This window comes from Paenibacillus sp. OT2-17, assembly GCF_009827695.1.
Classification (GTDB): Bacteria; Bacillota; Bacilli; order Paenibacillales; family Paenibacillaceae; genus Paenibacillus; species Paenibacillus polymyxa_B.
In genome coordinates, this window is the sequence record NZ_WUDQ01000008.1 from 56,756 (window position 1) to 81,351 (window position 24,596).

Genomic DNA, 24,596 nt, shown 5'->3' on the forward strand with positions numbered 1-24,596 from the left:
TAGAATCGAATACCACGGACAAAAGGGTCCTAAATAAAAAGGAGTATGTTATGAGTGAGAAAAAAAGAAACACGAAACGTTTAAACAGAATGATTAAGGCAAGTGTACTGACAACACAGGTATTTAACCTAGCCAATCCTTATATGGCAGCGACGTTTGCGGCGGAGAGTCCTAACAGTGAAATCATAGAAAATGCAGATATGTCGGATGGATTCTCCACGAGTGTTTCTCCACTAAGTGTGGCTTCATCGGTCTATATGCAGGCGCAGATGGAAGAGCCTCCTCACTATACCTGGCTATCGCCTCAGCAGGAAAGTGGAGTTTCACTGTCCGCAAATCTCTCCATGTTATTCAGCGAAGATGTAGAACTGGGGACAGGCCATCTTATCGTGCATCAGTGGGATGGAACTGAGGTTGGACGGATTGATGTGAGCGGAGGAACGGTTGCAGGAGGTACGGTACAAATGAGCGGTCAGCACGTGTCGATGAAGCTGGACCATCCGTTGTCTGACAATACCCGGTACTATGTAGAAGTCAGCTCAGGCATGTTTGTAGACCGTGGAGGGCAGGGATCGAACGCGGTTTGGGACAAGAGCATGTGGAACTTCATGACAGCAGATGAGACGGCGCCAAAGCTGGTATCGAAGTCACCGGAAGGACTTTATTTAAGTGGTATGGGTCCAGGGAAAGCGTATTTCAACATGGAGTTCAATGAGTCAGTAAGATGGGACCGCGGATATGTAAGACTGCACGAAGCTTCGGGAGGAGCCGTGGTTCGCGAGCTGCGGATATCTGGCGCAGGGGACTCGAATAGGATATATGAGGTGTCAGGCCAGGAAAAAATAGTACAATTTACGCTATCAGGTGGACTGGAAGAAGGAAAGCCCTATTATGTGGAAATTACCTCGGGAGCACTGACGGATTCGGCGATGAATCCGTATGTGGGGATGCATACTCCAGAGGAGTGGACGTTCCGTACGCTAGATGAGCGCTCACATCGTTCTAAGGATAAAAAAACGTCTGATCAGGATACTTCGTCTGCTGCTCTCCAAACAGAGAATAAGACGGGTGCCGTATTAACAGACGCTAAGACAGTAGCCGATAAGAGCCGCACTATTCAACTTATTGGTTTGAACGATGGAGACGTCAGCCAAGCCCTGAATGTTACAATCGGTGAGCAGAAAGAGTTGGTCGTGAACGCCTCGGGGTACAATAAAGCAGCAAAAGTGAGTATACCTTCTACCTTTTTAAAGGAATATGAGAAAGAAAATACAAAGGTGCCGATTAGCATTCACACAGCAGTAGCCCAGTTTACTCTTTCTGCTGAATTGGTTGGCAAATTGGTCTCATTATATCCTGAAGACAACCTGATCGTCGAAATTTCAGCGTTGTCAGGCGAAAACGGTGTACAAGTGCGACAAGCTATTGCTGACACGGGTTTAGCGAATGTTGTGGTAAACCCGGTTGATTTCAAGCTTATGGCTGGAGATCAAGAGATCACTGAGTTTTTCGGGCATTACGTGGAACGGAAATTGATTCTCGATCATGAAGTTGATCCTAAGCATATAGCGGCCGTTTGGTTCGATCCTAAGACAGGTGTGTTGTCGTCTGTTCCCGTGTTGATCCAGAATGTGGATGGGCAATTAGAGGCAATTATTAAGTCAAACCATAACAGCATTTATGCTGTAGTCTCAGCAGACAAAAAGTTTAAGGATCTAGAAAATCATTGGGCGCAGAAAGATGTAGAGATGCTGGCAAACAAGTTGATTGTCCAAGGTGTTCAGCCTGATATTTTTGAACCGAATCGGGCTGTAACAAGAGCTGAATTTGTGGCAATGCTTGTTCGCGGACTTGGTATGCAGGAGAAGCCGTTAACGGAGCCTTTTACAGATGTGAAAGAGAATGCCTGGTATGCTGGTAGTGTTGGAGCTGCGGTGGAAGCTGGTCTGATCCGTGGTTACGGGAATCAGTCATTTGGACCAGAAAGATTGATTACTCGCGAGGAGATCGTGGTTATTACCGAAAAGGCTGTGCATTACGCTCAAACACTGAATGCTGGTCCTGCTAATGAGAAATATAAAGAGATTTACAGCGACGCATCTACTGTTTCTCCTTGGGCTCAAGATGCTATGGCGCAGGCTACAGAGCAAGGCTTAATTAAGGGCGTCTCTCCCGACTTGCTTGCGCCCAAACAGCAGGCGGTCCGGGCGGAGGCTACTTCCATAATAAAACGATTTTTGCAACTTATTAAGTTCACGAATTAAAAGTAATGAACTAGACGAATAGGCACCCTCTTTTTTGGCGATCCAGGTGGATCGCCATTTTTTATACTTTATATAGATGATATTATTAGATTTATCCGTGTTTAATGATAGAATTTGTCTAGCAAAAAGGAGGTGCGGTGGTGATGGTGGAGGTGACTGGAATTATCGTGGCAGGCGGACGCTCCAACAGAATGGGACAGGACAAGGCGCTGCTTCAGCTGGGAGGGATTACGGTACTGGAGAGAATAGCTGCTGTGCTAGGGCAGGTAACAAAACGGGTTATTGTAGTGACCCGGGATGCACAACAGTATAGAGAGTTTGATCTGGAAACGACAAAAGACCTGTATCCCGGCTTAGGGCCTTTGAGCGGCATTCATGCGGGGCTTTCTGCTTCCAGAACGGAGTGGAGCATTGTCGTTGCCTGCGATATGCCCTTCGTGCAGCCAGAGATATTGTGTGCTTTGCTTACTCACGCAACGAACTGGACAGCGGCGCAAGAGACAAGCAGTGAACAAGGAAAACAACAAGTACAGGGGGATCATGCACCCTTGACAGGAAAAGGCTCATCGCCCCAGCCAGCAGAACCAGCATTACAGGCAGTGATTGCCTCTGTGGATGGACGTATACATCCGCTGCTAGGCATATATCATCAAAGTGTGTTGCCGTCTGCCGAGCAATGTCTGCGTAGTGGACGTCTTCGTCTGATCGACTGGCTAGATTCATTGAACGTTCGTTATGAGACAGTGGGTGATTGGCCAGGTGCGAGCTTAGAGATGTGGCGGCAAGCTGTATTTAATATGAACTACCCGCAAGATTATCAGACTACAGTGGAGCAATTGGAGCATATACAAAAACGTACCGAACGTGCACAGAACCTGGAAAAACCAGAACGATAACCACATCAAGAACGGAAGGAAATAACAGGAGATGAGAGAGAAGAAGTGTAATGATTTTGAGGGGAGTACATAACATGTTGGAAGCTATTATCCATGCTGTTTTACTAGCGCTGGGTTTGATTTTGCCTTTGGGGGTACAGAATGTATTTGTGTTTAATCAAGGGGCGTCCCAGTCGCGGTTTCGCAATGCACTGCCTGCTGTCATTACAGCGGGTGTCTGTGATACAATCCTGATCACGCTTGCGGTTGGGGGCGTGTCTCTTATTTTGCAGCAATTTCTATGGCTCACGAATGTACTCTATGCAGCGGGCTGTTTGTTTCTGCTGTATATGGCCTGGACTCTATGGAGGTCGAAGGCAGCTTCCTCAGGAGAAAGTCAGCCGATGCGCCCGAAACGACAGATGATTTTTGCCGCTTCGGTATCGCTATTGAATCCACATGCCATACTCGACACTGTTGGGGTAATTGGAACCAGCTCCCTTCAATATGACGGCGGGGAACGCTGGGCCTTTGGTCTGGCTGCCGTGTCCGTATCTTGGATATGGTTTATCGGTCTGGCAACGGCGGGACGTCTCGTGGGACGTATGGATTCAGAAGGGAAGTTTGGTACTGTGCTCAACAAAATATCGGCACTGATTATTTTAGGCCTGGCAATGTATATGGCGATAAATTTTATTACCAGTATGTGATCCAAGCCTGGTTAGAGGAAAAACTTCAAAACAGCGAATACCCCGCTCAAAGCAAAGGGAACACCGATCAAAAACAGCATAAAGGCCAGACAGCCAGCACCATTTACACCGCCTGCAATTCGGGCGTCCCGAGGGTTGGATGGATTGTATAATACCTTAATTTTGCTGCCAACCCGGTTGAGGCTTAGGTTGGTGCTATAAGGGTTCCAGAATTCTACGGCTTCACCTGAAGCTGTATAGAAGCGCACCTTTAATCGACGGGTGTAGCTAGTATCTACCGGATCATCTCGGTCAAAGGGAACGACATCAATATCTACTTCGATATGCGCATCAACGATTTGCCCCTTGGTACGGACCCAGTGGCGTTTACGATAACGATGACGACGGATCGTTCTGAATCCAAAATAGATGAGTAGCAGTCCAATCAAGCTGAACAATGGCATCAGCAGATCGGAGCTAAAATGAAACCAATACACATTGAAATCAATTGAGATGATAATCTACTCCTTTAAATAAGAGATAATCAATATATCGGACGTTTTTTAGGAACAGTTTAATTCTTCCATAGAGATAACGGCAGAGCTGTATGGAATATAAAAAGATCCTACTTCACCGGGAAGTGGATCTTTTTAATAGCTATGAGGATTACTTTTTGCTCGATAGGGACCTATCAAAATCAACATCCTTAATAAATTCGATAACCTCACCATTAGGGCTGTGGACTAATGCATTTGTTACAACCAGAGGAGGTTCGCCAAGTGTAAGCTGATTGGGTTCCACAAAGGTTCTTGCTCCGTGGGCAAGGGCTTTTTGATATATTTCATCTACATTGTCTACGTAAAATGCCAAGTGTAATAAAGCCCCGTGAGCAATCTCTTGCTCGGGTGAAGCTTTTTTTCCTTGGGCAGGAATGACAGCATCATTATCAAAAATTTCGAGACAGGTTCTCTGATCGGGTGAGATCAGCATGGAAGCCTCTTGAATTCGAAAAGACGGAAGACTCCAGTGATGTCCTCTTTTGAATCCCAATACCTTGGTATAAAATGCAATGGTCGCTTGATAGTCACGGGCTTGTATGGCAACATGCGCTAGTCCCTTTACGCTCATTTCAGATCCTCCTTTTGATTCAGGATTTTGCAAAATTCGATTCTAGTCGCTCCGAAGTGCAATATATAGACGAACTAAACCATTTCGATCTATATATTGTTCATTGGAAGTCGCTTATGAGATTTTTGCAAAATCCTCATGTAAGTAAACCTTATTATATGAATAATGATGTGGTGCTTATATATTTAAAGTAAGGTTTTTATACTATATTAATTATTAAATAAAAGTTAATTTGGGTGAAAAATATTATTTTTTAAATTCAGGTTAGGAGGGCTCGATATGCAGCATCACATTGACGATATAGATTACAAAATCATGAAATTGCTACAGCATGACGCTCGGATAACTATTTCCCAAATCAGTAAAGAAATCTCGATGTCACAGCCGTCTGTTAAAGAAAGGATAACCAAGCTTGAAGAACGAGGGATTATTTCTGGATATAGCACCGTATTTAATTTACGGGAAATGAATCGAGGGACGACTACATTTATTCTAATAAAGACAGAACATTGCCAAGAGCTGGTTGAATTTTGTAGAGAGGCGAAGGAAGTCACCGATTTATTTCGCATTAGTGGGGAATTTAATTATCTCATTAAGGTACAAACCGCGTCGGTAGAGGAAATTGCAGAGCTTCAGGATTCACTAGTCAAGCTGGGTCCTTCGAAGTCGCATATTTGTATGAAAAATATACTGGAGAACAGGGTTTTGCTGTAAGCCAATCGGAGAACCGAACATTTGGAATATAGAGCATTCGGAATAACTGTATTTGTGAAATAAAGATAAGCGAATGCTTGGATGAAATAAAAAAAGTGACGCTGAATTACAACAGCGTCACCGTAATGCCTTGCTCCAGACGTTTCACGTCCTGGAGCTCGATCTTCCCGGCCATGGCGTGCAGAGCTGCCGCTGTGCCGCAGGCCGCTCCCTGCCGTAGCATGGCAGGGAGATCCAGCCCCGTCGCCGCGCCGGTGACCAGCCCGGCGACCATGGCGTCACCGCTGCCGAGCGCGCTGACAATGTCCGCCTCTGGCAGGCTCACGCGGTAGCGCGCATCGCTCGTTACCGCCAGCGCCCCGCGCGCGCCGAGCGAGATGACGGCCAGCTGCGCTCCGGCTTCCAGCAGCTTTGCTGCCGCCGCTTCAGCGGCATCCGGGCGCGTTGCGTCGATTCCCGCGAAGTGGGCGGCCTCGTCCTCGTTAGGCTTCACGAGGTCGGGCTTTCCGCGCAGCCCCAAGCGCAGCGCCTCCCCGCTCGCGTCCAGCGCCACCCGCGCGCCGCGCGCCTTCGCCAGCGTGCACAGCTCGGCGTACAGATCGGGCGGGCAGCCGGGTGGCAGGCTGCCGGAGAATACGACCCAAGCCGAATCCTCGGCAAGGGTCTCGATTTTGCGCCGCAGTGCGGCTAATTCAAGCGGCCCAATGGTCGGTCCGCTCTCGATCAGCTCGGTCTGCGTGCGCGCGGACGGGTCGAGCACGGTAATGGCGAGACGGGTTTCCCCATGTGCCGTTTCAATGAAATCGGCACTTACGCCTTCTGCGCTCAACCCGTCAATGAGCAGCCGTCCGGTGTGCCCGGCAGCAAACCCGGTCGCTCGTACAGGCTCGCCTAGCGTGCGAATGACGCGAGCGGCATTCACGCCCTTGCCGCCCGGCACCGTGAGGCCGCCTTCAATGCGGTGGACGGCATTCAAACCGAAGCCTGCAACCGTGTAGATTTTATCCACAGCCGCGTTAAGCGTTACGGTGGTAATCACAAGGCATCACTCCTTTAAGATCAGCAATTTGCAACATTTGATGCCATTCGCTCATGCTAAGATATCAGCTTTAATCCCAATGCTGCGGCAAGAATCATGGCGATGAATAAAACACGCAGTACGCTTTTTTGTTCACCGTACAAGAACATGCCTGTAATCGTGCTGCCAACCGTTCCGATGCCTGTCCATACCGCATAGGAAGTTCCCATAGGCAAACTTTTCATGGCATAGCTGAGTAGAGAGAAGCTAAGAACAAAGGATAAGACCATAAGCACTAAGGACTTCCAGCCTTTGCCCACCGTAATGCCCTTCATACCGATGACTCCTAACACTTCCGAGCATCCCGCGATAACCAATGCAATCCAAGCCATTATGCACCACTCCCTTCCTGAACATCACGGTCGGTAACTAACTTCAAGCCGACCACACCTGCCAGCAAAAGGGCAATTAACAGCGTTTTGGACCATTGAAACGGTTCCCCAAATAGCAGCATTTCGCCTACGACCGTTCCCCCTGTCCCCAGTCCGGTGAATACAGCATATACCGTGCCTACAGGCAAACGCTTCGCAGCCTTCATGATCAAATAAAAGCTGGCTACCACAGCCAGCACGGTTACAGCCCAGGCGAGTGCAGAATCCGCATGCTTCAAACCCGATACCCATACGACCTCAATCAGGCCGCCAACAAAAACGTAAATCCAACTGCGATTCATGATGAATGTTCTCCTCAAAAATAGATTTTATAAGTTCGACGGCTTCACGCTTCATGAGGTGAGGTTAACGTAATCCCACGCCAAAAAATAGGCCATGCAGCGTTCAGTCTTCGGTGGTAGTTGATGCTTCCACTGTACAGTAGCTCCACCATGATTCCATCCACCAGTGTCATGAAGGCTAAAGCCACATCCACTGGCTCCATATGCCCAAAGGGTTCCCGATCCCGTGTATTCCGGAGGCGGCGAGTTAATTTTCGCTCCATTTTGTCCAGAAAAGGATTAACAATATCCAGCACCTCGTGATACAACGATACAGGCGGAAAGAAGGAAAAGCGAAGCATAAACTTGGCTGAGTCGTTGCTCTCATATTCCTGTCCCATCCAAAACAAGAAGTCATGCAGGGTATGCTTAAGCGGCTGATCTTTACGTTCCGTAAAGTATTCGAAAATACGTAAATTCTGCTCTTGAAAAGCGTACCTCGCCACCTGTAGAAACAGATCCTCCTTGCCTTGGAAATGCGCGTATATAGACGGTTTTCGGATACCGACCTCAGCGGCAATACTGCTCAAGGAGGCACCCTCATACCCATTGGTGGCAAACTGAAAAAGAGCGGCCTTTCGAATCTCTTCCATCCCCATTATTTTCACCTACCTAACGTTCGTTAGTTTATTTTTACACGAAAAAAAGTAAGTGTCAACCCAGCATCATTGCGTTTTGTATAAAGCTTTTCTTTGGATTTTTTTATCAACATTTTAATAAAAAAGTGGGAAGAAATAAGGGGCTCATGTACAATATAATGAAGAATACCTGTCAAATGCAGTCCACTGGAAGTGAGGTTAGTTATGAGGCGAAGCTTACTGGCCGTATTGATCGCGGCTATGGTGTTTATTATTTATTATTTTGGCTTGTTTAATTACATCGGCAAAAATGAAGGAACTGTCATCAGTATTTTTTCCACTCTGACAGTGATCTCCATCAGTCTGATTATTTTTACGGAGAATCGTAATCCCTCCACCACGATGTCCTGGATTTTGCTGCTGGCATTGCTGCCAGTCGTTGGACTTCCTCTTTATTTTTTGTTTGGGCAAAATGTATTCAAGCGTCGCAAGTATGACAAAAAGGCATTGCGTGACCAACAGGCTTACGACCGCATTGAAAAGGATGCTTTGCGAGTCAAACGGGATCTGACCTGCTTTACAGATGAGCAGCAGCAGTTGATGCGTTTGGCCCGCAGACTGGCCCGCTCCCCGATTTATTTTGCGACAGAAACTCAAATTCTGAACAATGGAGATGAAACCTTCTCCACTTTGCTGGAAGAACTGCGCAAGGCGCAGCATCATATCCATATGGAATATTACATTTTCCGGTCGGATGATATCGGTACCAGCATTCAGAAGATTTTGATCGAAAAGGCCAAAGCGGGTGTTAAGGTTCGGTTTATGTACGACGCGGTGGGCAGTATTCAGTTGTCGAAGTCATTTTTGAAGGAAATGAGAGATGCAGGAGTAGAGGTCGTTGCATACGGTGGAGCTCGGATCTTGTTTTTCTCCAGCCGGGTAAACTATCGTAATCACCGTAAAATTGTAGTCATAGACGGTAATATCGGATTAATTGGTGGACTAAATGTAGGGGATGAGTATCTCAGCCGCAACAAAGCCTACGGCTTTTGGCGTGATACGCATATGATTGTGAAGGGCGAAGCTGTGCGGACGTTGCAGCTTATATTTTTACAGGATTGGCTTCACATGACGGGCGAGTCGGTGCTCGATAGCGAATATCTGTCTCCCAATATTGAACCCATTACGGATGGAGGCGTGCAGATTATTGCCAGCGGCCCGGATAATGAGCGGAGAGTACTTAAAAATCTCTTTTTCTCCATGATCACGTCCGCCCGAAAATCAGTCTGGATTGCCACTCCTTATTTTATCCCGGATGAAGATATCCTGACTGCCTTACGGATGGCTGCCCTGTCCGGGTTGGACGTGCGTATTCTGTTTCCCGCAAAACCGGATAAATGGCTACCGTTCCTCGCGTCCCATTCGTACTTCCAGTCGTTGCTGGAGGTTGGAGTCAAGGTATATGAATATGAAAAAGGGTTCCTCCACTCCAAGCTCCTCATCATTGACGGGGAAGTTGCGACCATCGGGACAGCCAATATGGATATGCGTAGCTTTCATTTGAATTTTGAAGTTAACGCTCTGTTAATTCAAACGCACAGTGTGCAGCAGATGGTAACAGACTACGAACGAGATTTGCACTCTGCCAGTCTGATCGTACGCGAAGAATTCATGAAAAAACGTCTGTTCAAACGTTTGATGGAATCACTCGCGCGGCTGCTTTCACCGCTGCTGTAACATAAACGAATTCGCTACAGCAGTATCCCGTAGTTAAAATGTAGTAAAGCCTAAAATATCCTGTAGACGGTATATAATATCTTTCCAAAATGTTGAATGATCCTCGTAAGCTGCTAGATCCAAACTGTATTCAGCCCCCTGATTATTCCATAGCTTATCAAAATAGGCCGCAACCTGTCGGGTCAGCTTGCTGTCCGCCGGAGCGGCCACCCACAATTCATTTTCCAGATTCAAATCATCCAGATTACGGGGGGTCAGATTGGTAGAGCCACCCCAAATGATATGCTCTCCTTGTGCCTTGGCGATATAAATCAGTTTGGTATGGAACTGCTCATGGGTGGTATGATACCAGCGAATTTGAATGTTCCCGCCCGATTTATCGGACAACTCCTGGGCAACCGGACGATTGGGGATGCCGATTTTTTCCTGACCAAACGCGTTTTCATTGGGGTCCAGCAGCAATTGGATGTTTACACCGCGCGCAGAGGCATCCAGCAGGCTGTTCAATACTTTGCGGTCAGCCAAATAAAACATGCCCATATGAATGCTGTCACCTTTTTTCGTCTGCGCAATGCCATCCAGAACCGAGGTGTACACCTTGCCCTCAGTTAGATATTTGATCCGATAGCTGTCCTTATTCGATGGAACTTTGGGTTCGGCCTGTGGTGTATAGGCAGGAAGCTGACCACCACCCGAGAAGTCCAACACCGCTTGCTCTGTTTGTAAAATGTCTCCGATGATAGGCCCCTTCACCTCCAGCGCTACATTGGAGTGATAGGCGCTCGCGTCGTGCACGTTGCCTGTAGAAATGAGCGCTGTCTGTTCGTTGGCAACCAATTTTCGGTGATTGGCCTTGACGTTTAACAGCTTAAGATAGGAGCGAGCCGTTACATCAGGTCCGTCACTGGCCATCAGGTTGGGAATCCAGCCTGTGCCCTGCTGCCCGAACCATTGGAAAAAGGTACGCCACACTGCCGAATATATGGGGGTGGAGTCCCGCAACGGGTCTACATCGGTCTGCACGACTTGAATCCCTGCTCGCTTCATATTCTCCAACAAAGGATTGGGGGCAGAATTGTAGTTGGTATTGACTTCATCTGTAATGAAAAAGATAGGCATATCCGGATGAGCTTTCTTTTTGGCAATAAGATGATCGGTCATTTGTGCGCTGACTTGGGGGAAGCGTTGACCTTTATGCTTATAGTCATTGAACAGAAACAGGTCGATGACAATAAATTGTTGGGCTTCATCAATGATCCCGAGCATACGATTCAAAATTTGTCCTTCATGCTGTGCAGTGCTTCCATCCCCGGTGGGATAGGTCAAATCCGTCCAGAAGTTTACCTCATGGGTTGAATATTCCTGACTTTCATAGGAGACGAACGGAGGCAATGGTTTATGGGTCTGATACAGCATGACGGCAATCAGCCAGAGGATAAGTACCAGAATGGCGATTTTAAGAGTACGGCCCTTTTTCCCGGTTTTTCTTTGATATTCCGGCACAGAATGCAGCGGATCACGTGTAGTCATATGACGATCAACTCCTCAATTGAATGCTGCATTCCATTTTATCGTGCCGGAACATGCAGTTTTATGATGGGATACTGTCAAGTTATTAACGCAAGTGTGCAGGATTGACGCGGATACTGAATGGAATGAAATGGAGAATGTTTTACTATTCATAAAGGACATATGTCCTTTATGAATAGTCTGCCCTATAATTTAATATATAGAAAAGTCATTTACATGGGGAGAATAACGATTTATGAGAGGAATCTTGTTTGCTTTTCTGGGAGGAGCTTGTATTACGCTACAGGGGGTAGCGAATACACGGATTAGTCAGGATATCGGTACATGGCCGGCGGCCGCTGTTACTCAGCTAATAGGCTTTATTTTGGCAGCATTAGTCTGGATGTTTACAAGGGATGGCAATGTAGCTGAAATGAAACAGGTAAAGTCAATGTATCTTTGGGGCGGTGCCTTTGCAGCAATTATTATATTTAGTGAAGTCACGGCAATCCAACATATTGGGGTTACGTTCACGATCTCGGCGTTGTTGATTGCGCAGTTGTGTTTAACCTTCCTGGTAGATATTAAGGGATGGTTCGGTATAGTGAAGCAAAAGATGAAGCTGCCACAATTTATAGGTATTGGTATGATGATCGCAGGTGTAATTATTCTGAAGCTCTAAAATAGAATTTTATTTGTAAAGAAAGCTTAGTATGTAGAAATTGAAGGTGAGCTTAGGAATGAGAGAAATTCAGGATCAAGAGCAGCTAAAATATTTTTTGCAGCTGCATGAGTTGGAATCCATACTCTACGAGCCACTACATCCTTATTTGTCGTTGCATCGTTTGGAGCAAGGGGAAAGGCTCTGTTCACAGGGGGACTCCATCGAACATCTATATATACTGGTGCAGGGCAAGGTCAAGATTTATACCAGTTCTACAGAAGGGAAAACCCTGATCCTTTGCTTCAAAACACCGATCGAGGTCATAGGAGATGTTGAATATATTCGGAGTAGTCACGTTATCAACACAGTAGAGGCAGTGTCTCCGATCTATGTGATCGGTATTCACCACCAATGGATGAACAAATACGGCAGAGACTATGCTCCTTTGCTGCAATTTCTATTGGATATTGTCACGCGAAAGTTTTGCCTGGACTCCGACTTTTCCAGTTTCAATCTCATGTATCCGGTGGAAGTCAGGCTGGCGAGCTACCTGCTATCGGTTTCTTTTGACGAATCGAATACGGCTTTTCATGAGGAATTACGTGCCTCTAGTCTGGTAGATGTGGCGAATTTAATCGGAACCAGCTATAGACATCTCAACCGTGTCATTCGCAAAATGATTGAAGATGGATGGGTTGAACGGACAAAAGGCTACATTGTCATTCGGGACAGAAAAGGTTTGAGTGAACTGGCAGGACATAATATTTATGAATCATTGTAATAGGAGCATTTAGGATAAAGGCAGAAGAATATCAGGATCATCAAGGGAGAGTTAACATATGTTATTAGGAATTGTATTGGCGATTATCGCAGGTGCCTTGGTCAGTCTGCAAACGATATTCAATAATAAGGTGAATGAACGGACAGGATCGTGGGCCACAACAACATTGGTGCTGGGTACAGGGTTCTTGGCTTCCTTACTCGGGAGTCTTATTTTTGAAGGGAAAAATACATTTGCTTTACAGCATATGCAGCCGTGGTACTGGTTCAGTGGCATGATTGGTGTCGGTGTTGTGTTCTGTCTGGTACAAGGAATGAAGCGACTTGGCCCGACCTATGCGATCTCCATTGTATTGACGGCACAATTAGGGACCGCCCTGTTGTGGGATTCGTTAGGATGGCTGGGATTAGAAAAGATTCCGTTTACCTTTAACAAGTTGATCGGAGTATTGGTCATTATCGGTGGTATTCTCGTATTCAAATTTGGACATGGGCGTACGAAGGAGCAAGCAGAAAACATTTCATCTGTACCTGATTCGATGAAGGGATAGAGGAGATTGTAAATGGCCTTTATCTTGCTGGGATAGGGATTGTCCTTTCGAATAGGCATTTTGCAGAAAAGCGGCAGCTCAATTAGGAGCGGCTTTTCTGTAGAGTTTCCGAAAGAAAAAATGTTCACGATCGTGTATATATTTTTCCATCCATGATACAATGAAAGTATCTTAAAATAGCCACATTAAGGGCTACGATATTTGATATAAGAGACGATAAATAGATCGGTTACCGTGTTCGGGAACGGTCTTATTTGTGCTTCTTGAACTTGATACAATAAACAGAGTGACTTTGGATGAGGTGGAACATAGATGAGTAGTACAGAAAATGAAAAAGGAGCACCTGACGGTTTTAATAGATCCGGCTCTTTGTTACCTGCCGCACGGACAGGTGAACGGAAGATTGAGCACGTCCGCCTTTGTTTGCAAGAAGATGTGGCCGGACAAGGCATCACCAGCGGGCTAGAGCGATATGCCTTTAAGCACTGCGCTCTGCCGGAGTTGCATTTTGACGAGGTTCGTCTGGATACTACCTTTTTAGGACAGGCTGTACGAACACCGCTGCTTATTAGCTCCATGACAGGCGGCAGCGCCGAGACAGGAGCGATTAATGAGCGATTAGCAGAGACAGCGGAGAGACGCGGCTGGGCGCTGGGCGTCGGTTCGGTACGGGCTGCGGTGGAAAGGGAAGAATTAGCTTCAACCTTTGCGGTTCGCCGTCTAGCACCCAGCATCCCGGTCCTTGCCAATCTGGGCGCGGTGCAGCTGAACTACGGATTTGGCGTGGACGATTGTCGCCGTGCAGTGGAAATTGCCGGAGCAGATATGTTGGTGCTGCATTTGAACGGATTGCAGGAGATTTTCCAGCCCGAAGGGAATTTGGATTTTAGCGGCCTGCTTCAGCGCATCGAGGAGTTGTGTCGTCAGCTTTCAGTGCCTGTAGGAGTGAAGGAAGTAGGCTGGGGCATAGATGGCGAGACGGCATCGAGACTGTATGATGCGGGTGCTGCCTTTATTGATGTCGCTGGCGCAGGTGGGACAAGCTGGAGCCAAGTGGAGAAATTTCGTAATCCTGATCCTGTGCGTCGTGCCGCAGCGGAGGCGTTTGCGGATTGGGGAAATTCAACCGCTGATTGTATCGTGGAAGTTAGAGCTGCTCAGCCACATGGTGCTCTGATCGGTAGCGGTGGACTGAGAGACGGTGTCGATGCAGCGAAGGCGCTCGCTCTGGGGGCTGACATGGCAGGCTTCGGGCGTTCTTTGCTCGGTTCGGCGGTTGCCTCCAGCGAAGCGCTGGAAGCACGCCTGGAGCAGGTGGAGCTGGAACTCCGAACAGTCATGTTTGGGATTGGGGTAGATGGAATAGAAGGGCTTAAAGACACGACTCGACTAAGAAAGAAGGTAAACGGATGAGCGGACTTATTACATTGGTTCCGATGAATGCGGAGCAATATGATCGATTTGAACAACGCTCGCTTGCCGACTATGCGGATGAGAAAATCCAAGCAGGTACATGGACGGTAGAAGAAGCACCAGAACGTGCGGCAGAAAGTTTTGCTCGATACCTGCCACAGAGGCTAGACACACCTCATGCTCACCTGTATATGTTGATGTTTTCCGATGCCGGGGGGCAGAGTCAGGAGGAAGCTGGCTATATCTGGTTCAATATTACGGACGGCGCGCAAGGAAAAGAAGCTTTTCTACTGGATATTCTTGTATACGATTCATACCAGGGGAGAGGTCTAGGTATGCTGGCGATGGAGGCTTTGGAAAAGGAGGCTCGCAGACTGGGAGCTGTCCGCATCGGTTTGCATGTATTTGGGCATAATGAGCGAGCTTTGCATGTATATCGCAAATCGGGATACCTGGTTACGGATATCCAGATGAGCAAAGAAATCTAAATAGGGATATAGCAAAATCCTGAATTTCATAACCGTATGCTTGCCGCGTGTATAGGTTCTCATATATAATGTGGGTTGGTAAACTAACGGATGGCATAACGCATATTTTATATAAACGGGAGTTGTTCTGATTATGGCTTTAAAAGCGGGGATTGTGGGTTTGCCGAACGTGGGCAAATCAACACTTTTTAACGCAATAACGCAGGCGGGTGCGGAATCCGCAAACTATCCATTTTGTACGATTGACCCCAATGTAGGCGTTGTTGAAGTACCAGACGAGCGGCTGGATAAGCTGACTGAACTGGTTGTACCGAATAAAACGGTGCCAACGGCATTTGAATTTGTTGATATTGCAGGACTTGTGCGCGGTGCGAGCAAGGGCGAGGGTCTGGGTAACAAGTTTCTGGCTCATATTCGTGAAGTGGATGCGATTGTACATGTGGTACGTTGCTTTGAAGATGAGAACATTACCCATGTGGACGGCAAAATTGACCCGATCAGCGACATTCAGACCATTAATCTGGAACTGATTCTGGCGGATATCGAAAGCGTAGACAAGCGTATTGAACGTTCCCGCAAAAACATGAAGGGTGGCAACAAGCAGTACACCCAAGAGGTTGAAGTGTTGGAGCGGATCAAGGAATCGCTGTATGCTGATAAACCTGCGCGTAGCTTAGAATTGTCGGATGAAGAACGGTTGATTGTACGCGATCTTCATTTGCTTACGATGAAGCCTGTACTCTACGCAGCTAATGTTAGCGAAGATGGCGTAACGGAAGCTGACAGCAATCCATATGTGCAAAAGGTACGCGATTTTGCCATAGATGAAAATGCAGAAGTGGTGCCGATCAGCGCCAAGGTAGAATCTGAAATTGCTGAGCTGGAAGGCGAAGACAAGGCGATGTTCCTCGAGGAGCTGGGATTAGCTGAATCCGGATTGAATCGTCTGATTAAAGCAGCTTATCGCTTGCTGGGCCTGTATACGTATTTCACAGCAGGTGTGCAGGAAGTACGCGCTTGGACTATTCACAAAGGAACGAAAGCACCGGGTGCTGCGGGCGTAATTCATACGGATTTTGAACGCGGATTTATCCGTGCCGAGGTTGTATCCTACAACGATTTGGTCGCTGCTGGTTCGATGAACGGGGCTAAGGAACGTGGTCAGCTTCGTCTGGAAGGTAAGGAATATGTAGTGCAGGACGGAGACGTTATGCATTTCCGTTTTAATGTTTAATATATAATTTCCAGAGTACAATACTCGATTCGGATATATAAAAGACGATGATTCAATGTATGTGTGTTCTGAAATGTGCTAGATTACGTGGTCGCTGCCTATATTAGGGCGGCGACTTTTTATTGTATTGCATGTTGTGTGGATTTTTGCAAAATCCTAAATTAGTCAGTATTTCTTGTAGCTAATTGATGAATTAGTTGGTATAATAAAGAGCTGTAGCCAGTGAAATTGAAGCTGGTTTCATATTAATTTAACTGAAGAGGTGAATCGCTTGTTGGACCGATTGCAATCATTGGCGGACCGCTACGATAAACTGAGCGAACTGCTCTGCGATCCGGATGTAGCGAACGATAGCAAAAAACTTAGAGATTATTCCAAAGAACAGTCTGATTTACAGCCTGCTTATGAAGCATATACCGAATATAAAAATGTCGTTGAAGAGCTGGAAGCTGCAAAAACCATGCAGGGTGAAAAGCTGGACGACGAGATGCGTGAAATGGTCAAAATGGAGATTGATGAACTTAGTGTTCGCAAGCGGGAGCTGGATGAAAAAATCCGTATTTTGCTGCTGCCGAAGGACCCGAATGATGATAAAAACGTTATTATCGAGATTCGTGGTGCAGCGGGTGGTGACGAAGCGGCACTGTTCGCAGCTGACTTGTATCGGATGTATACTCGTTATGCCGATACCCAAGGCTGGCGTGTAGAGCTGATGGACGCGAACATGAATGATCTCGGGGGCTTTAAAGAGGTTATTTTCATGATTAACGGCCGTGGTGCATACAGCAAAATGAAATTCGAAAGCGGCGCACACCGCGTACAGCGGATTCCGACGACGGAATCAGGTGGACGTATTCATACGTCGACATCTACAGTATCCGTTATGCCTGAGGCAGAAGAAGTGGATATTGAAATTTCCGACAAGGATATTCGCGTGGATACGTTCTGTTCCAGCGGTGCAGGCGGGCAGTCCGTTAATACGACCAAGTCGGCGGTGCGTGTGACACATATGCCTACAGGTATTATGGCAACCTGTCAGGACGGCAAATCCCAGAACTCCAATAAGGAGAAGGCGCTGCAAGTTTTGCGTGCCCGTATTTCGGATATGTTGCGTCAGGAAGAGGAAGCCAAATATGCAGGCGAGCGTAAGAGCAAAGTAGGTACTGGAGACCGCAGTGAGCGTATACGTACCTACAACTTCCCGCAAAGCCGTGTAACGGATCATCGTATTGGCCTAACTATGCATAAGCTGGACCAGGTGATGAACGGGGAGATCGAAGAAATCGTATCAGCGCTCACGATTGCAGAGCAGGCTGATTTGATGGAACAAGAGGTTTAAGTTTTGGGGAACGAACGCGATTGTGTGTATCGGATGTCGCCGGAACGGAACATGAGTGTCAGAGAAGCCTTAGTTGAGGCTTCTTCTTTTTTAGGAAGCTGTGGTGTTCTGGAGCCGCAGCACAATGCCCGCTTACTGCTGGAGCATGTGCTCGGGTTGGAAGGCACGGCGTTTTACGCTGCTCTGGGTGATTCGTTCCCTTCCTCCGTCAGGGAGGAGTGGGAACGGATTATAGCCCGCAAAGCTGCGGGTGAACCGGCGCAGTATATTATCGGACGGCAGGAATTTTATGGCCGCCCGTTCGCGGTTTCGCCGTCGGTGCTGATTCCGCGCCCCGAGACAGAACTGCTCGTCGAGGCGATACTCCAGCACGGCGATCGGCTGTGGCCAAGCGGCGCTCCGCAGGCGCTCGACATCGGCGCAGGCAGCGGTGCGATTGCCGTGACGCTGGCGGCTGAGCGACCGAGCTGGCGCGTGGCGGCAGGGGATATTTCGGCTGCTGCGTTAAAAGTAGCGACTCATAATGCTGCTGCGAACGGCGCAGCCGTAGAATTCCGCGAGGGCGATCTGCTGGCGCCGTTCGTGGGAACGGCGGTGGACATTCTCGTGTCCAACCCGCCGTACATCCCGGCTGCTGACATCGCTGGCTTACAGCCAGAGGTACGCGACCATGAGCCGCGGATGGCGTTGGATGGTGGTCCTGACGGGCTCGGCCCGTATCGGGCAATGCTGGAACAGCTCGGACTCCTTCAGGCTCCGCCGCGGCTAATCGGGTTTGAGCTGGGGATGGGACAGGCCAGAGACGTGGCTAGTCTGCTGGCACAGGCAGGTCATTGGAAGAACATTATAATCGTTCCTGACCTTGCAGGGATCGAGCGACATGTCCTAGGTGTCTCGGAGTAGTGCTGCATTTTCTTTTTGCGAGTCTTTCCTTTAGAATAAGAGGAGTATGACCGAGAAACGGCTCAGGGGGAAATCATGCTTCAGAAATTGAAAAAAATTGACGGTCCGGTTATCTTTATTCTGGTTTTGCTCATGGCGATTAGTATCATAACGGTATACAGCGCAGGTAGGGGCCCTACGAACTTGGCAGAGCACGGCAATGACTACCAGAAGATGATCGGGTATTATATATTGGGTTTTGTGGCGATCTTGGGTTTAGCGATGGTCGATTTTCGGATATTCATTAAAAAAGCCCTGTACGTATATGGAGGCGGAATATTCTTGTTGGGTCTCGGATTTTTTGGCGGGACGGTTAACAACTCTCAGGGCTTTTTGAAAATTGGTGGCTTGAACCTTCAGCCTGCTGAGGTATTCAAGCTGGTCCTTATCGTTTTTCTGACTTATATGCTGATCAAGAAGCGCAAGAGCAAGCTGTATTTTATTCAGGATGTTCTTCCAGTCGCTCTGGTGAGCTTTGTCCCGTTTGCCATGGTTATGGCACAAAATGACTTGGGTAATGCGCTCGGTTACATTGTCATCGTCATCGGTATGCTATGGATTGGTAATGTGAAGGCATCCCATGCGTTAATCGGATTCATCGTATTTGCAGTCGCTGTTGGCGGCGGGATTAAAGCTTATATTTCGTTTCACGATGAGATTGATTCCTTTATGAAGGGGATTGGCCGTAGTCACTGGGTTGAGCGTTTGGACCCTTGGTTGGTACCGGAAGAGGCAACCGCGAAGGCGTCTTATCATACCAAAAATGCCAAGCTAGCGATAGCCTCTGGCGGGATGATGGGCAAGGGCTTTTTGCAAGGAACCTCGGTACAGTCCGGGCGTGTTCCTTATACGTACGCGGATTCTATTTTTGTGGTCGTAGCGGAGGAATTTGGCTTTGTAGGCTCTTCAGTGCTGCTATTGTTATATTTTATTTTGATTCACCGCATGATCCTGATTTCGCTGGAATGCCGGGATCGCGCCGGACCGTATATTATTGTCGGGATTGTGTCCATGTTGCTGTACCAGATTTTTGAGAATATTGGTGCGTTTCTGGGCATTATGCCGCTTACGGGGATTACGCTCCCGTTCATAAGTTATGGTGGTACCTCGTTGCTTATTAACATGGCTAGTATCGGCTTGGTTATGAGTATTAAGGTGCACGGCCAAGAGCTGGAGGATGATCTGCCACAGCCTTCCAGACTAAGCTTGACGAAGGCGAAAAAAGCCTAGCACAGGTGGAATGTGGCTAGATAATGATTGGTATTTGTGTGAGTTGAAACGGTGCAACGAGAGAGTCCAGATTGTGAAATCTGGGCTTTTTCATATTCCTCGGTGAGGGTCAGAAGCTTGGTGTAGCATGATTTGAGGGTATTATTGAAAAAAATCTGTAAAGTGGTCCTGAATCTTTTACAAGAATCATAGGTTTAGACTCTCCCAAACCGGACAGACTGATAGACATGATAGAGTTTGGGTTTGGGGGGACGAAAATGAGAAGTTGGGTAAAGCAAGCCGCAATGATACTATTTTGTATTTCGATATTAATGATGTCTTGGGAAGGTCAAAAGACGGATGCTGCTATGACCACTGGAACAAGAGGAACCTTAGCATCAGGAGTAGCTACAACAGGGCTGAATGTGATTCCACATGACTCCATTCGACTGCGTATTTTGGCCAACTCGGATCGTCCGGAGGATCAGCTGGTTAAACGCGAAATACGGGACGCTATTGTACAGCAGATGAATGCCTGGGTGGGTGAGCTGGAAAACCCGCAAAGCTTAGATCAAGCTAGATCATTGATTGGTGCTCATTTACCTGAAATTGACCGTTTGGTAGGTACGGAACTGGCTCGTCGCGGCATTGCATATGATCATCAGGTGGAACTGGCGAGCGTACCTTTCCCAACGAAAATGTACGGTGGTCTGGTCTACCCAGCAGGGAATTATGAAGCGCTTCGGGTTACGCTGGGGCAAGGAAAAGGGCAAAATTGGTGGTGCGTGCTGTTTCCTCCGCTGTGCTTTATTGATGCAGGCAGTGGGGAAGCAGCGGCACAAACGGTATCAGCAAAAACGGATCACGGAGAAAGTCGGACGAATGCCGCTGACAAGGAGCCGGAAGTACGTTTTTTTCTGTGGGATGCACTTGCGGGACTGTGTAGCTGGGTGAGTGGCTTGTTTGCCTAAACGTTGAGGAGTGTAAGTTTCCCCATATGCTATAATGGAGCTTACGATAGATATACACATGGCAGAGCCAATGAACTGATCTTACAAAGTAGCCTTATAGGATCAGGCGAAATCACTGGCCTGTATATGACAATAAGATATGGGATGATCTGATATGAGCGATAAATCGAATCAAATGCAAGACTTGCGCGGAGAATTTGTGCAAAAGGAAAAACCTGAGCAAAAGCTAGATGAACAGGGGATTCGCGAGCTGAAGCAGGCATTGAAGTCTTCCCATACACAATGGTGGGATGTAAGATGTTTGGTTCCTGTGAGCAACACTGACGGGGATGTTTCTGACGAAATTTGGGATGAACAGGCTCGGATTGCGGCGGAAGAGGGCATACGCGAGGCCGCCTTACTCCTCCAAGCTGGAGAGACGGTAGCCTTTCCTACGGAGACCGTGTACGGCCTGGGGGCCGATGCGCGTAGTACAAAAGCGGTGGAGGCGGTATTTGCTGCCAAAGGACGCCCTTCCGATAACCCGCTCATTGTACATATTTCTGATGTTGATCAATTAGAGGGTATGGTAGCAGAAATAAACGATACAGCCCGAGCGCTGATGAATATGTTCTGGCCGGGACCACTGACTCTCGTATTGCCGGTAGTGCCGCAGGCACTGTCATCGCGTGTGACAGCCGGGCTGGACACGGTTGGTGTGCGCATGCCGGATCATCCGATAGCGCTTCGTTTGATCGCTGAAGCGGGTTGTCCACTGGCTGCGCCAAGCGCCAACCGGTCGGGAAGACCCAGTCCCACCCTTGCACAGCATGTGCGGGAGGATCTGGAGGGCCGCATCGGCGGCATTTTGGACGGAGGTCCCACGGGGGTGGGACTGGAGTCCACGGTAGTGCAGGCGGGTGACGACGGAACCGTCACCATCCTGCGCCCCGGCGGCGTGACGGCCGAGCAGCTCGCTGCGGTTGCTCGCGCTGTCGTGCTGGACCCGGCGTTGGTCGCTACGCCCGGGGAGGACGCGGACAGCCCGGCGCCACGCTCGCCGGGCATGAAGTACACGCACTACGCGCCGCGAGGCCGCTTGAGCGTGGTACAAGGCCCGTCGTCCGTTGAGGTGACGGGCTGGATTCGCGCCGCGCTGGCGGAGGCTTCCGCGCGCGGGGAGCGCACGGCAGTGCTCGCGTTCGACGAGCATGCCGCCGGCTACGCCGGAGAGCGCGTCTACACGCTAGGCAAGCTGGACGCGCTCCATGAGGCAGCGCAGCGCCTGTACGGCGTGCTGCGCCGCTGCGACGAGGACGGCGTCACCTACATTTTGTCGGAAGCCTGTCCGCCGAAAGGATTGGGAGACGCCGTCATGAACCGCCTGCTTAAAGCGGCAGGTCACCGAATCGTCCGCTTGTAGCTTCTGTCGAATCAGAGCCTCTTATATTAAATTTTCCTCCCTCCTCATCTCGGTATTGGGTACTTTCAGTGTATGCTTGTACTGATTTCCCCCTTGTCCGCATAACGTGTACAAGAACAGACGGATAATGGAGGGATGGAGTATGCTGGCAGCCTCTGCCCATGCCGGGCAGGTTGTAACGATTCTGATCATGGCGGTAGCGCTAGGAATGGATGCGTTATCGCTGGGCGTAGGGATCGGCATGAAGGGGATACGCCTGCGAGACGTGCTGCGCATCAGTACTGTTATTGGCTTTTTTCACATTCTGATGCCATTGCTGGGAATGTTCACAGGCCATTATATGAGTTCTTTATTAGGTCATGTGACGGCCTACTTCGCAGGGGGGTTACTCATCCTTTTGGGCGGGCATATGGTGTATAATTCCTTTAAAGGGGACGGCGTACAGGTATTGGATCATCGTTCGCCTTTAGGCCTTTTGCTGTTTGCACTTGGGGTGAGCGTTGACTCATTTTCTGTAGGAGTGTCACTAGGTATGTTCCAAAGTGATCTGGTGCTGTCCGTTTTGGCGTTTGGTTTTTGCGGGGGAGCAATGGCGATGTTGGGTCTGCTGCTGGGTCGCAAGGTCAGCCGCAATCTAGGAGATTATGGAGAAGCAGTGGGCGGTGCCATTTTGCTGGCATTCGGCTTTATGTTTATGTTTTGATTTTAGCGTAGACAGTGTAAAATAAATGCAGGATTATAGTAAGGGATTAGAACTATAGTAATCCTCTGTTTATATATTTTTTTAACATACGGGGGGTGAAAACGTTGAAGAATATCTTATTCGTATGCACAGGGAATACCTGTCGCAGTCCAATGGCTGAAGGGATGCTGCGTAAGTTGGCTGCTGAGCATGGGCTAGAACTGGAAGTGCGTTCTGCGGGAGTAGCCGCGATGGAAGGCACGCCGATATCCCGACATGCAGAGGCGGTTCTACGTGATCATGATATATCCGATCAGATCACTTCAACCTCTTTGAGCGACGGGCTTGCCGGGTGGGCGCATCTGATCTTAACCTTGACGCAAGGACATAAACAGCACGTAATTCAGCGCTTTCCCCAAACGGCGGGCAAAGTATTTACGCTTAAGGAATATGTGGAGAACCGGGATGCGGTGTTGAATGATGTACAGGAGTTGGATAGTTTATATGCTTCACAGCAGTTGATGGCTTCACTCGGACAAGAGCTATCGGCGCAGGAGCGTGAACGAATGATTGAATTACACCAACGGATTCCGGGCTTTGATATTTCTGATCCGTTTGGCGGTTCGCGAGAAGATTACGATGTCACAGCTGCGGAAATCCGTACGGCACTGCATAAGCTGCTGGACAAGCTAAAGGCATCTTCCGAATAAAATTGGTATTACTCATCTGTTTTGTGCGGAATCTGTTGATTTTCGGCGGTTAATCCGTTAAGATAAGGTGGAAAAATGAGAATCCGATGTAACTGGCGACAAAAGTGGGATTAACCACGATGGAGCATCGGATATACGGCCGGTCGCCTGGGCAAAAGAGCAATTCCACATAGGTGTGGACTGCTCTTTTTTTCATATACAAGTTATGCCAGATTTTTAGCTGAGAGTTGATTCCATTAAAGATTCTTCCATTTTTTCTGCTCGAAATCTGAAACATCGGCTATAATATAGTCAGATTGTGATCAGGAGAGAGTGTGTTGAACTTGGGGCATGAGACCGTGCCTAGTCTCTGAGAGGCTGTTCAACCAAAGGAGGTTCCAATGGTGGAACAATTAGATCATGAGATTCCGCTGGAAGCACAGACCACTTCTGTCGTGCGGGAAATCGCAGAAGCAGCCAGTCTCAAGGCTGGTCGCCTGCTGGTTATCGGCGTTAGCACAAGTGAAGTGGCTGGAAGTCGGATTGGTACGGCGGGAGCGCTCGATGTGGCTCAGCAACTGTTGTCTGGAGTAGAGTCTGTTCGCAGGGAGTATGGCTTTGATGTGGCGTTTCAATGCTGTGAGCATTTGAACCGAGCGCTGGTCGTTGAACGGGCTGTGCTGGAGCGATTGGGACTGATGGAGGTTGCAGCTGTTCCTGTTCGTACAGCAGGAGGCTCTGTGGCTACCGTCGCCTATCGTTCTATGAGCGACGCGTGTTTGGCGGCGAACGTGCAGGCTCATGCCGGGATAGACATCGGCGAAACGCTGATTGGCATGCATCTGCGACCCATTGCTGTTCCGTTTCGCCCAAGCCTTCGCTGGATTGGCGAAGCACGTGTGACAGCAGCGTTCACCCGTCCTCCACTTTTTGGCGGACAACGGGCGG

26 protein-coding genes and 1 riboswitch are annotated in these 24,596 nt (G+C 48.4%); of the genes, 19 read left to right on the forward strand and 7 right to left on the reverse strand.

The genetic code is table 11. From position 1 onward, the window contains the following. The first annotated feature begins 50 nt into the window (after nucleotides 1–50). The 3 genes from GRP75_RS04350 to GRP75_RS04360 all read left to right on the forward strand — a co-directional run bounded on the left by GRP75_RS04350 (nucleotide 51) and on the right by GRP75_RS04360 (nucleotide 3,849). Entirely contained in the window at nucleotides 51–2,264 is a 2,214-nt protein-coding gene (locus GRP75_RS04350) for an S-layer homology domain-containing protein (protein ID WP_160788689.1), read from the forward strand. A gap of 143 nt (nucleotides 2,265–2,407) precedes the next feature. After that, nucleotides 2,408–3,160, forward strand: a complete 753-nt coding sequence (mobA, locus tag GRP75_RS04355; protein ID WP_202403974.1) for a molybdenum cofactor guanylyltransferase — start codon at nucleotides 2,408–2,410, stop codon at nucleotides 3,158–3,160. Between the two features lie 74 nt (nucleotides 3,161–3,234). Next, nucleotides 3,235–3,849 carry a LysE/ArgO family amino acid transporter gene (locus GRP75_RS04360; RefSeq protein WP_160788690.1) on the forward strand — a complete coding sequence of 205 codons (615 nt, stop codon included), beginning with the start codon at nucleotides 3,235–3,237 and terminating at the stop codon, nucleotides 3,847–3,849. An 11-nt stretch (nucleotides 3,850–3,860) separates the two neighbouring features. On the opposite strand, the gene GRP75_RS04365 is transcribed toward GRP75_RS04360, so the two are convergent. Continuing rightward, nucleotides 3,861–4,325, reverse strand: coding sequence for a DUF3592 domain-containing protein (locus tag GRP75_RS04365; RefSeq protein ID WP_025722847.1), 465 nt, complete (start codon nucleotides 4,323–4,325; stop codon nucleotides 3,861–3,863). 169 nt (nucleotides 4,326–4,494) lie between these two features. Further along, complete coding sequence (locus GRP75_RS04370; RefSeq protein ID WP_160788691.1) at nucleotides 4,495–4,956, reverse strand: VOC family protein; 462 nt, start codon at nucleotides 4,954–4,956, stop codon at nucleotides 4,495–4,497. 279 nt (nucleotides 4,957–5,235) lie between these two features. Here GRP75_RS04370 and GRP75_RS04375 point away from each other — a divergent pair, with 279 nt between their 5' ends. Continuing rightward, a complete protein-coding gene (locus GRP75_RS04375; RefSeq protein WP_069081118.1) occupies nucleotides 5,236–5,670 on the forward strand; it encodes an Lrp/AsnC family transcriptional regulator in 435 nt (144 codons plus the stop codon). 106 nt (nucleotides 5,671–5,776) lie between these two features. Here the strand turns inward: GRP75_RS04375 and GRP75_RS04380 are convergent, their stop codons facing one another. Genes GRP75_RS04380 through GRP75_RS04395 form a run of 4 tightly spaced genes read right to left on the reverse strand, consistent with a single transcriptional unit; the run spans nucleotide 5,777 to nucleotide 8,059 of the window. Beyond that, nucleotides 5,777–6,709 (reverse strand): hexose kinase, encoded by a 933-nt coding sequence (locus GRP75_RS04380; protein ID WP_160788692.1) that lies wholly within the window; start codon nucleotides 6,707–6,709, stop codon nucleotides 5,777–5,779. A gap of 56 nt (nucleotides 6,710–6,765) precedes the next feature. Continuing rightward, the gene (locus GRP75_RS04385) at nucleotides 6,766–7,080 is read right to left on the reverse strand and encodes a DMT family transporter (RefSeq protein WP_160788693.1); all 315 of its coding nucleotides are present in this window, start codon (nucleotides 7,078–7,080) and stop codon (nucleotides 6,766–6,768) included. Further along, nucleotides 7,080–7,421 (reverse strand): DMT family transporter, encoded by a 342-nt coding sequence (locus GRP75_RS04390; protein WP_023990733.1) that lies wholly within the window; start codon nucleotides 7,419–7,421, stop codon nucleotides 7,080–7,082. Before GRP75_RS04390 ends, GRP75_RS04385 begins: the two co-directional genes overlap by 1 nt. 44 nt (nucleotides 7,422–7,465) lie before the next feature. Next, entirely contained in the window at nucleotides 7,466–8,059 is a 594-nt protein-coding gene (locus GRP75_RS04395) for a TetR/AcrR family transcriptional regulator (protein WP_023990732.1), read from the reverse strand. A gap of 204 nt (nucleotides 8,060–8,263) precedes the next feature. On the opposite strand from GRP75_RS04395, the gene cls reads away from it, so the two are divergent. Further along, entirely contained in the window at nucleotides 8,264–9,775 is a 1,512-nt protein-coding gene (gene cls / locus GRP75_RS04400) for a cardiolipin synthase (RefSeq protein WP_023990731.1), read from the forward strand. A 33-nt stretch (nucleotides 9,776–9,808) separates the two neighbouring features. Here cls and GRP75_RS04405 read toward each other — a convergent pair whose 3' ends face one another. After that, nucleotides 9,809–11,305, reverse strand: a complete 1,497-nt coding sequence (locus GRP75_RS04405; RefSeq protein ID WP_160788694.1) for a phospholipase D family protein — start codon at nucleotides 11,303–11,305, stop codon at nucleotides 9,809–9,811. A 235-nt stretch (nucleotides 11,306–11,540) separates the two neighbouring features. Here GRP75_RS04405 and GRP75_RS04410 point away from each other — a divergent pair, with 235 nt between their 5' ends. The 14 genes from GRP75_RS04410 to GRP75_RS04475 form a co-directional block, all read left to right on the forward strand. Next, entirely contained in the window at nucleotides 11,541–11,966 is a 426-nt protein-coding gene (locus tag GRP75_RS04410) for a DMT family transporter (RefSeq protein WP_160788695.1), read from the forward strand. A 58-nt stretch (nucleotides 11,967–12,024) separates the two neighbouring features. Continuing rightward, entirely contained in the window at nucleotides 12,025–12,729 is a 705-nt protein-coding gene (locus GRP75_RS04415) for a Crp/Fnr family transcriptional regulator (RefSeq protein WP_053326275.1), read from the forward strand. A 58-nt stretch (nucleotides 12,730–12,787) separates the two neighbouring features. Beyond that, complete coding sequence (locus GRP75_RS04420) at nucleotides 12,788–13,279, forward strand: DMT family transporter (RefSeq protein WP_160788696.1); 492 nt, start codon at nucleotides 12,788–12,790, stop codon at nucleotides 13,277–13,279. A 312-nt stretch (nucleotides 13,280–13,591) separates the two neighbouring features. After that, nucleotides 13,592–14,692, forward strand: coding sequence for a type 2 isopentenyl-diphosphate Delta-isomerase (gene fni / locus GRP75_RS04425; protein WP_053326274.1), 1,101 nt, complete (start codon nucleotides 13,592–13,594; stop codon nucleotides 14,690–14,692). Next, a complete protein-coding gene (locus tag GRP75_RS04430) occupies nucleotides 14,689–15,180 on the forward strand; it encodes a GNAT family N-acetyltransferase (protein WP_160788697.1) in 492 nt (163 codons plus the stop codon). The genes fni and GRP75_RS04430 overlap by 4 nt, the downstream gene beginning before the upstream one ends. Nucleotides 15,181–15,313: 133 nt before the next feature. Continuing rightward, nucleotides 15,314–16,414: a redox-regulated ATPase YchF gene (gene ychF / locus GRP75_RS04435; RefSeq protein ID WP_023990724.1), complete on the forward strand. Its 1,101-nt coding sequence runs from the start codon at nucleotides 15,314–15,316 to the stop codon at nucleotides 16,412–16,414. A gap of 271 nt (nucleotides 16,415–16,685) precedes the next feature. Next, on the forward strand, nucleotides 16,686–17,753 hold the full coding sequence (prfA, locus tag GRP75_RS04440) for a peptide chain release factor 1 (RefSeq protein ID WP_023990723.1): 1,068 nt from the start codon (nucleotides 16,686–16,688) through the stop codon (nucleotides 17,751–17,753). A gap of 3 nt (nucleotides 17,754–17,756) precedes the next feature. Continuing rightward, complete coding sequence (gene prmC / locus GRP75_RS04445) at nucleotides 17,757–18,656, forward strand: peptide chain release factor N(5)-glutamine methyltransferase (protein ID WP_160788698.1); 900 nt, start codon at nucleotides 17,757–17,759, stop codon at nucleotides 18,654–18,656. Nucleotides 18,657–18,731: 75 nt separating this feature from the next. Further along, nucleotides 18,732–19,925, forward strand: a complete 1,194-nt coding sequence (locus tag GRP75_RS04450) for an FtsW/RodA/SpoVE family cell cycle protein (RefSeq protein ID WP_028542184.1) — start codon at nucleotides 18,732–18,734, stop codon at nucleotides 19,923–19,925. 257 nt (nucleotides 19,926–20,182) lie between these two features. After that, the gene (gene spoIIR, locus GRP75_RS04455) at nucleotides 20,183–20,875 is read left to right on the forward strand and encodes a stage II sporulation protein R (RefSeq protein ID WP_160788699.1); all 693 of its coding nucleotides are present in this window, start codon (nucleotides 20,183–20,185) and stop codon (nucleotides 20,873–20,875) included. Nucleotides 20,876–21,029: 154 nt separating this feature from the next. Next, nucleotides 21,030–22,277, forward strand: coding sequence for an L-threonylcarbamoyladenylate synthase (locus tag GRP75_RS04460; protein ID WP_160788700.1), 1,248 nt, complete (start codon nucleotides 21,030–21,032; stop codon nucleotides 22,275–22,277). Between the two features lie 142 nt (nucleotides 22,278–22,419). Further along, nucleotides 22,420–22,980, forward strand: coding sequence for a manganese efflux pump MntP (locus GRP75_RS04465; protein WP_023990719.1), 561 nt, complete (start codon nucleotides 22,420–22,422; stop codon nucleotides 22,978–22,980). A gap of 104 nt (nucleotides 22,981–23,084) precedes the next feature. After that, nucleotides 23,085–23,669, forward strand: a complete 585-nt coding sequence (locus tag GRP75_RS04470; protein ID WP_023990718.1) for a low molecular weight protein arginine phosphatase — start codon at nucleotides 23,085–23,087, stop codon at nucleotides 23,667–23,669. 78 nt (nucleotides 23,670–23,747) lie between these two features. After that, nucleotides 23,748–23,829, forward strand: a riboswitch (ZMP/ZTP riboswitch). 220 nt (nucleotides 23,830–24,049) lie between these two features. Next, on the forward strand, nucleotides 24,050–24,596 hold a 547-nt coding region (locus GRP75_RS04475), incomplete at its 3' end, for a TIGR01440 family protein (RefSeq protein WP_160788701.1).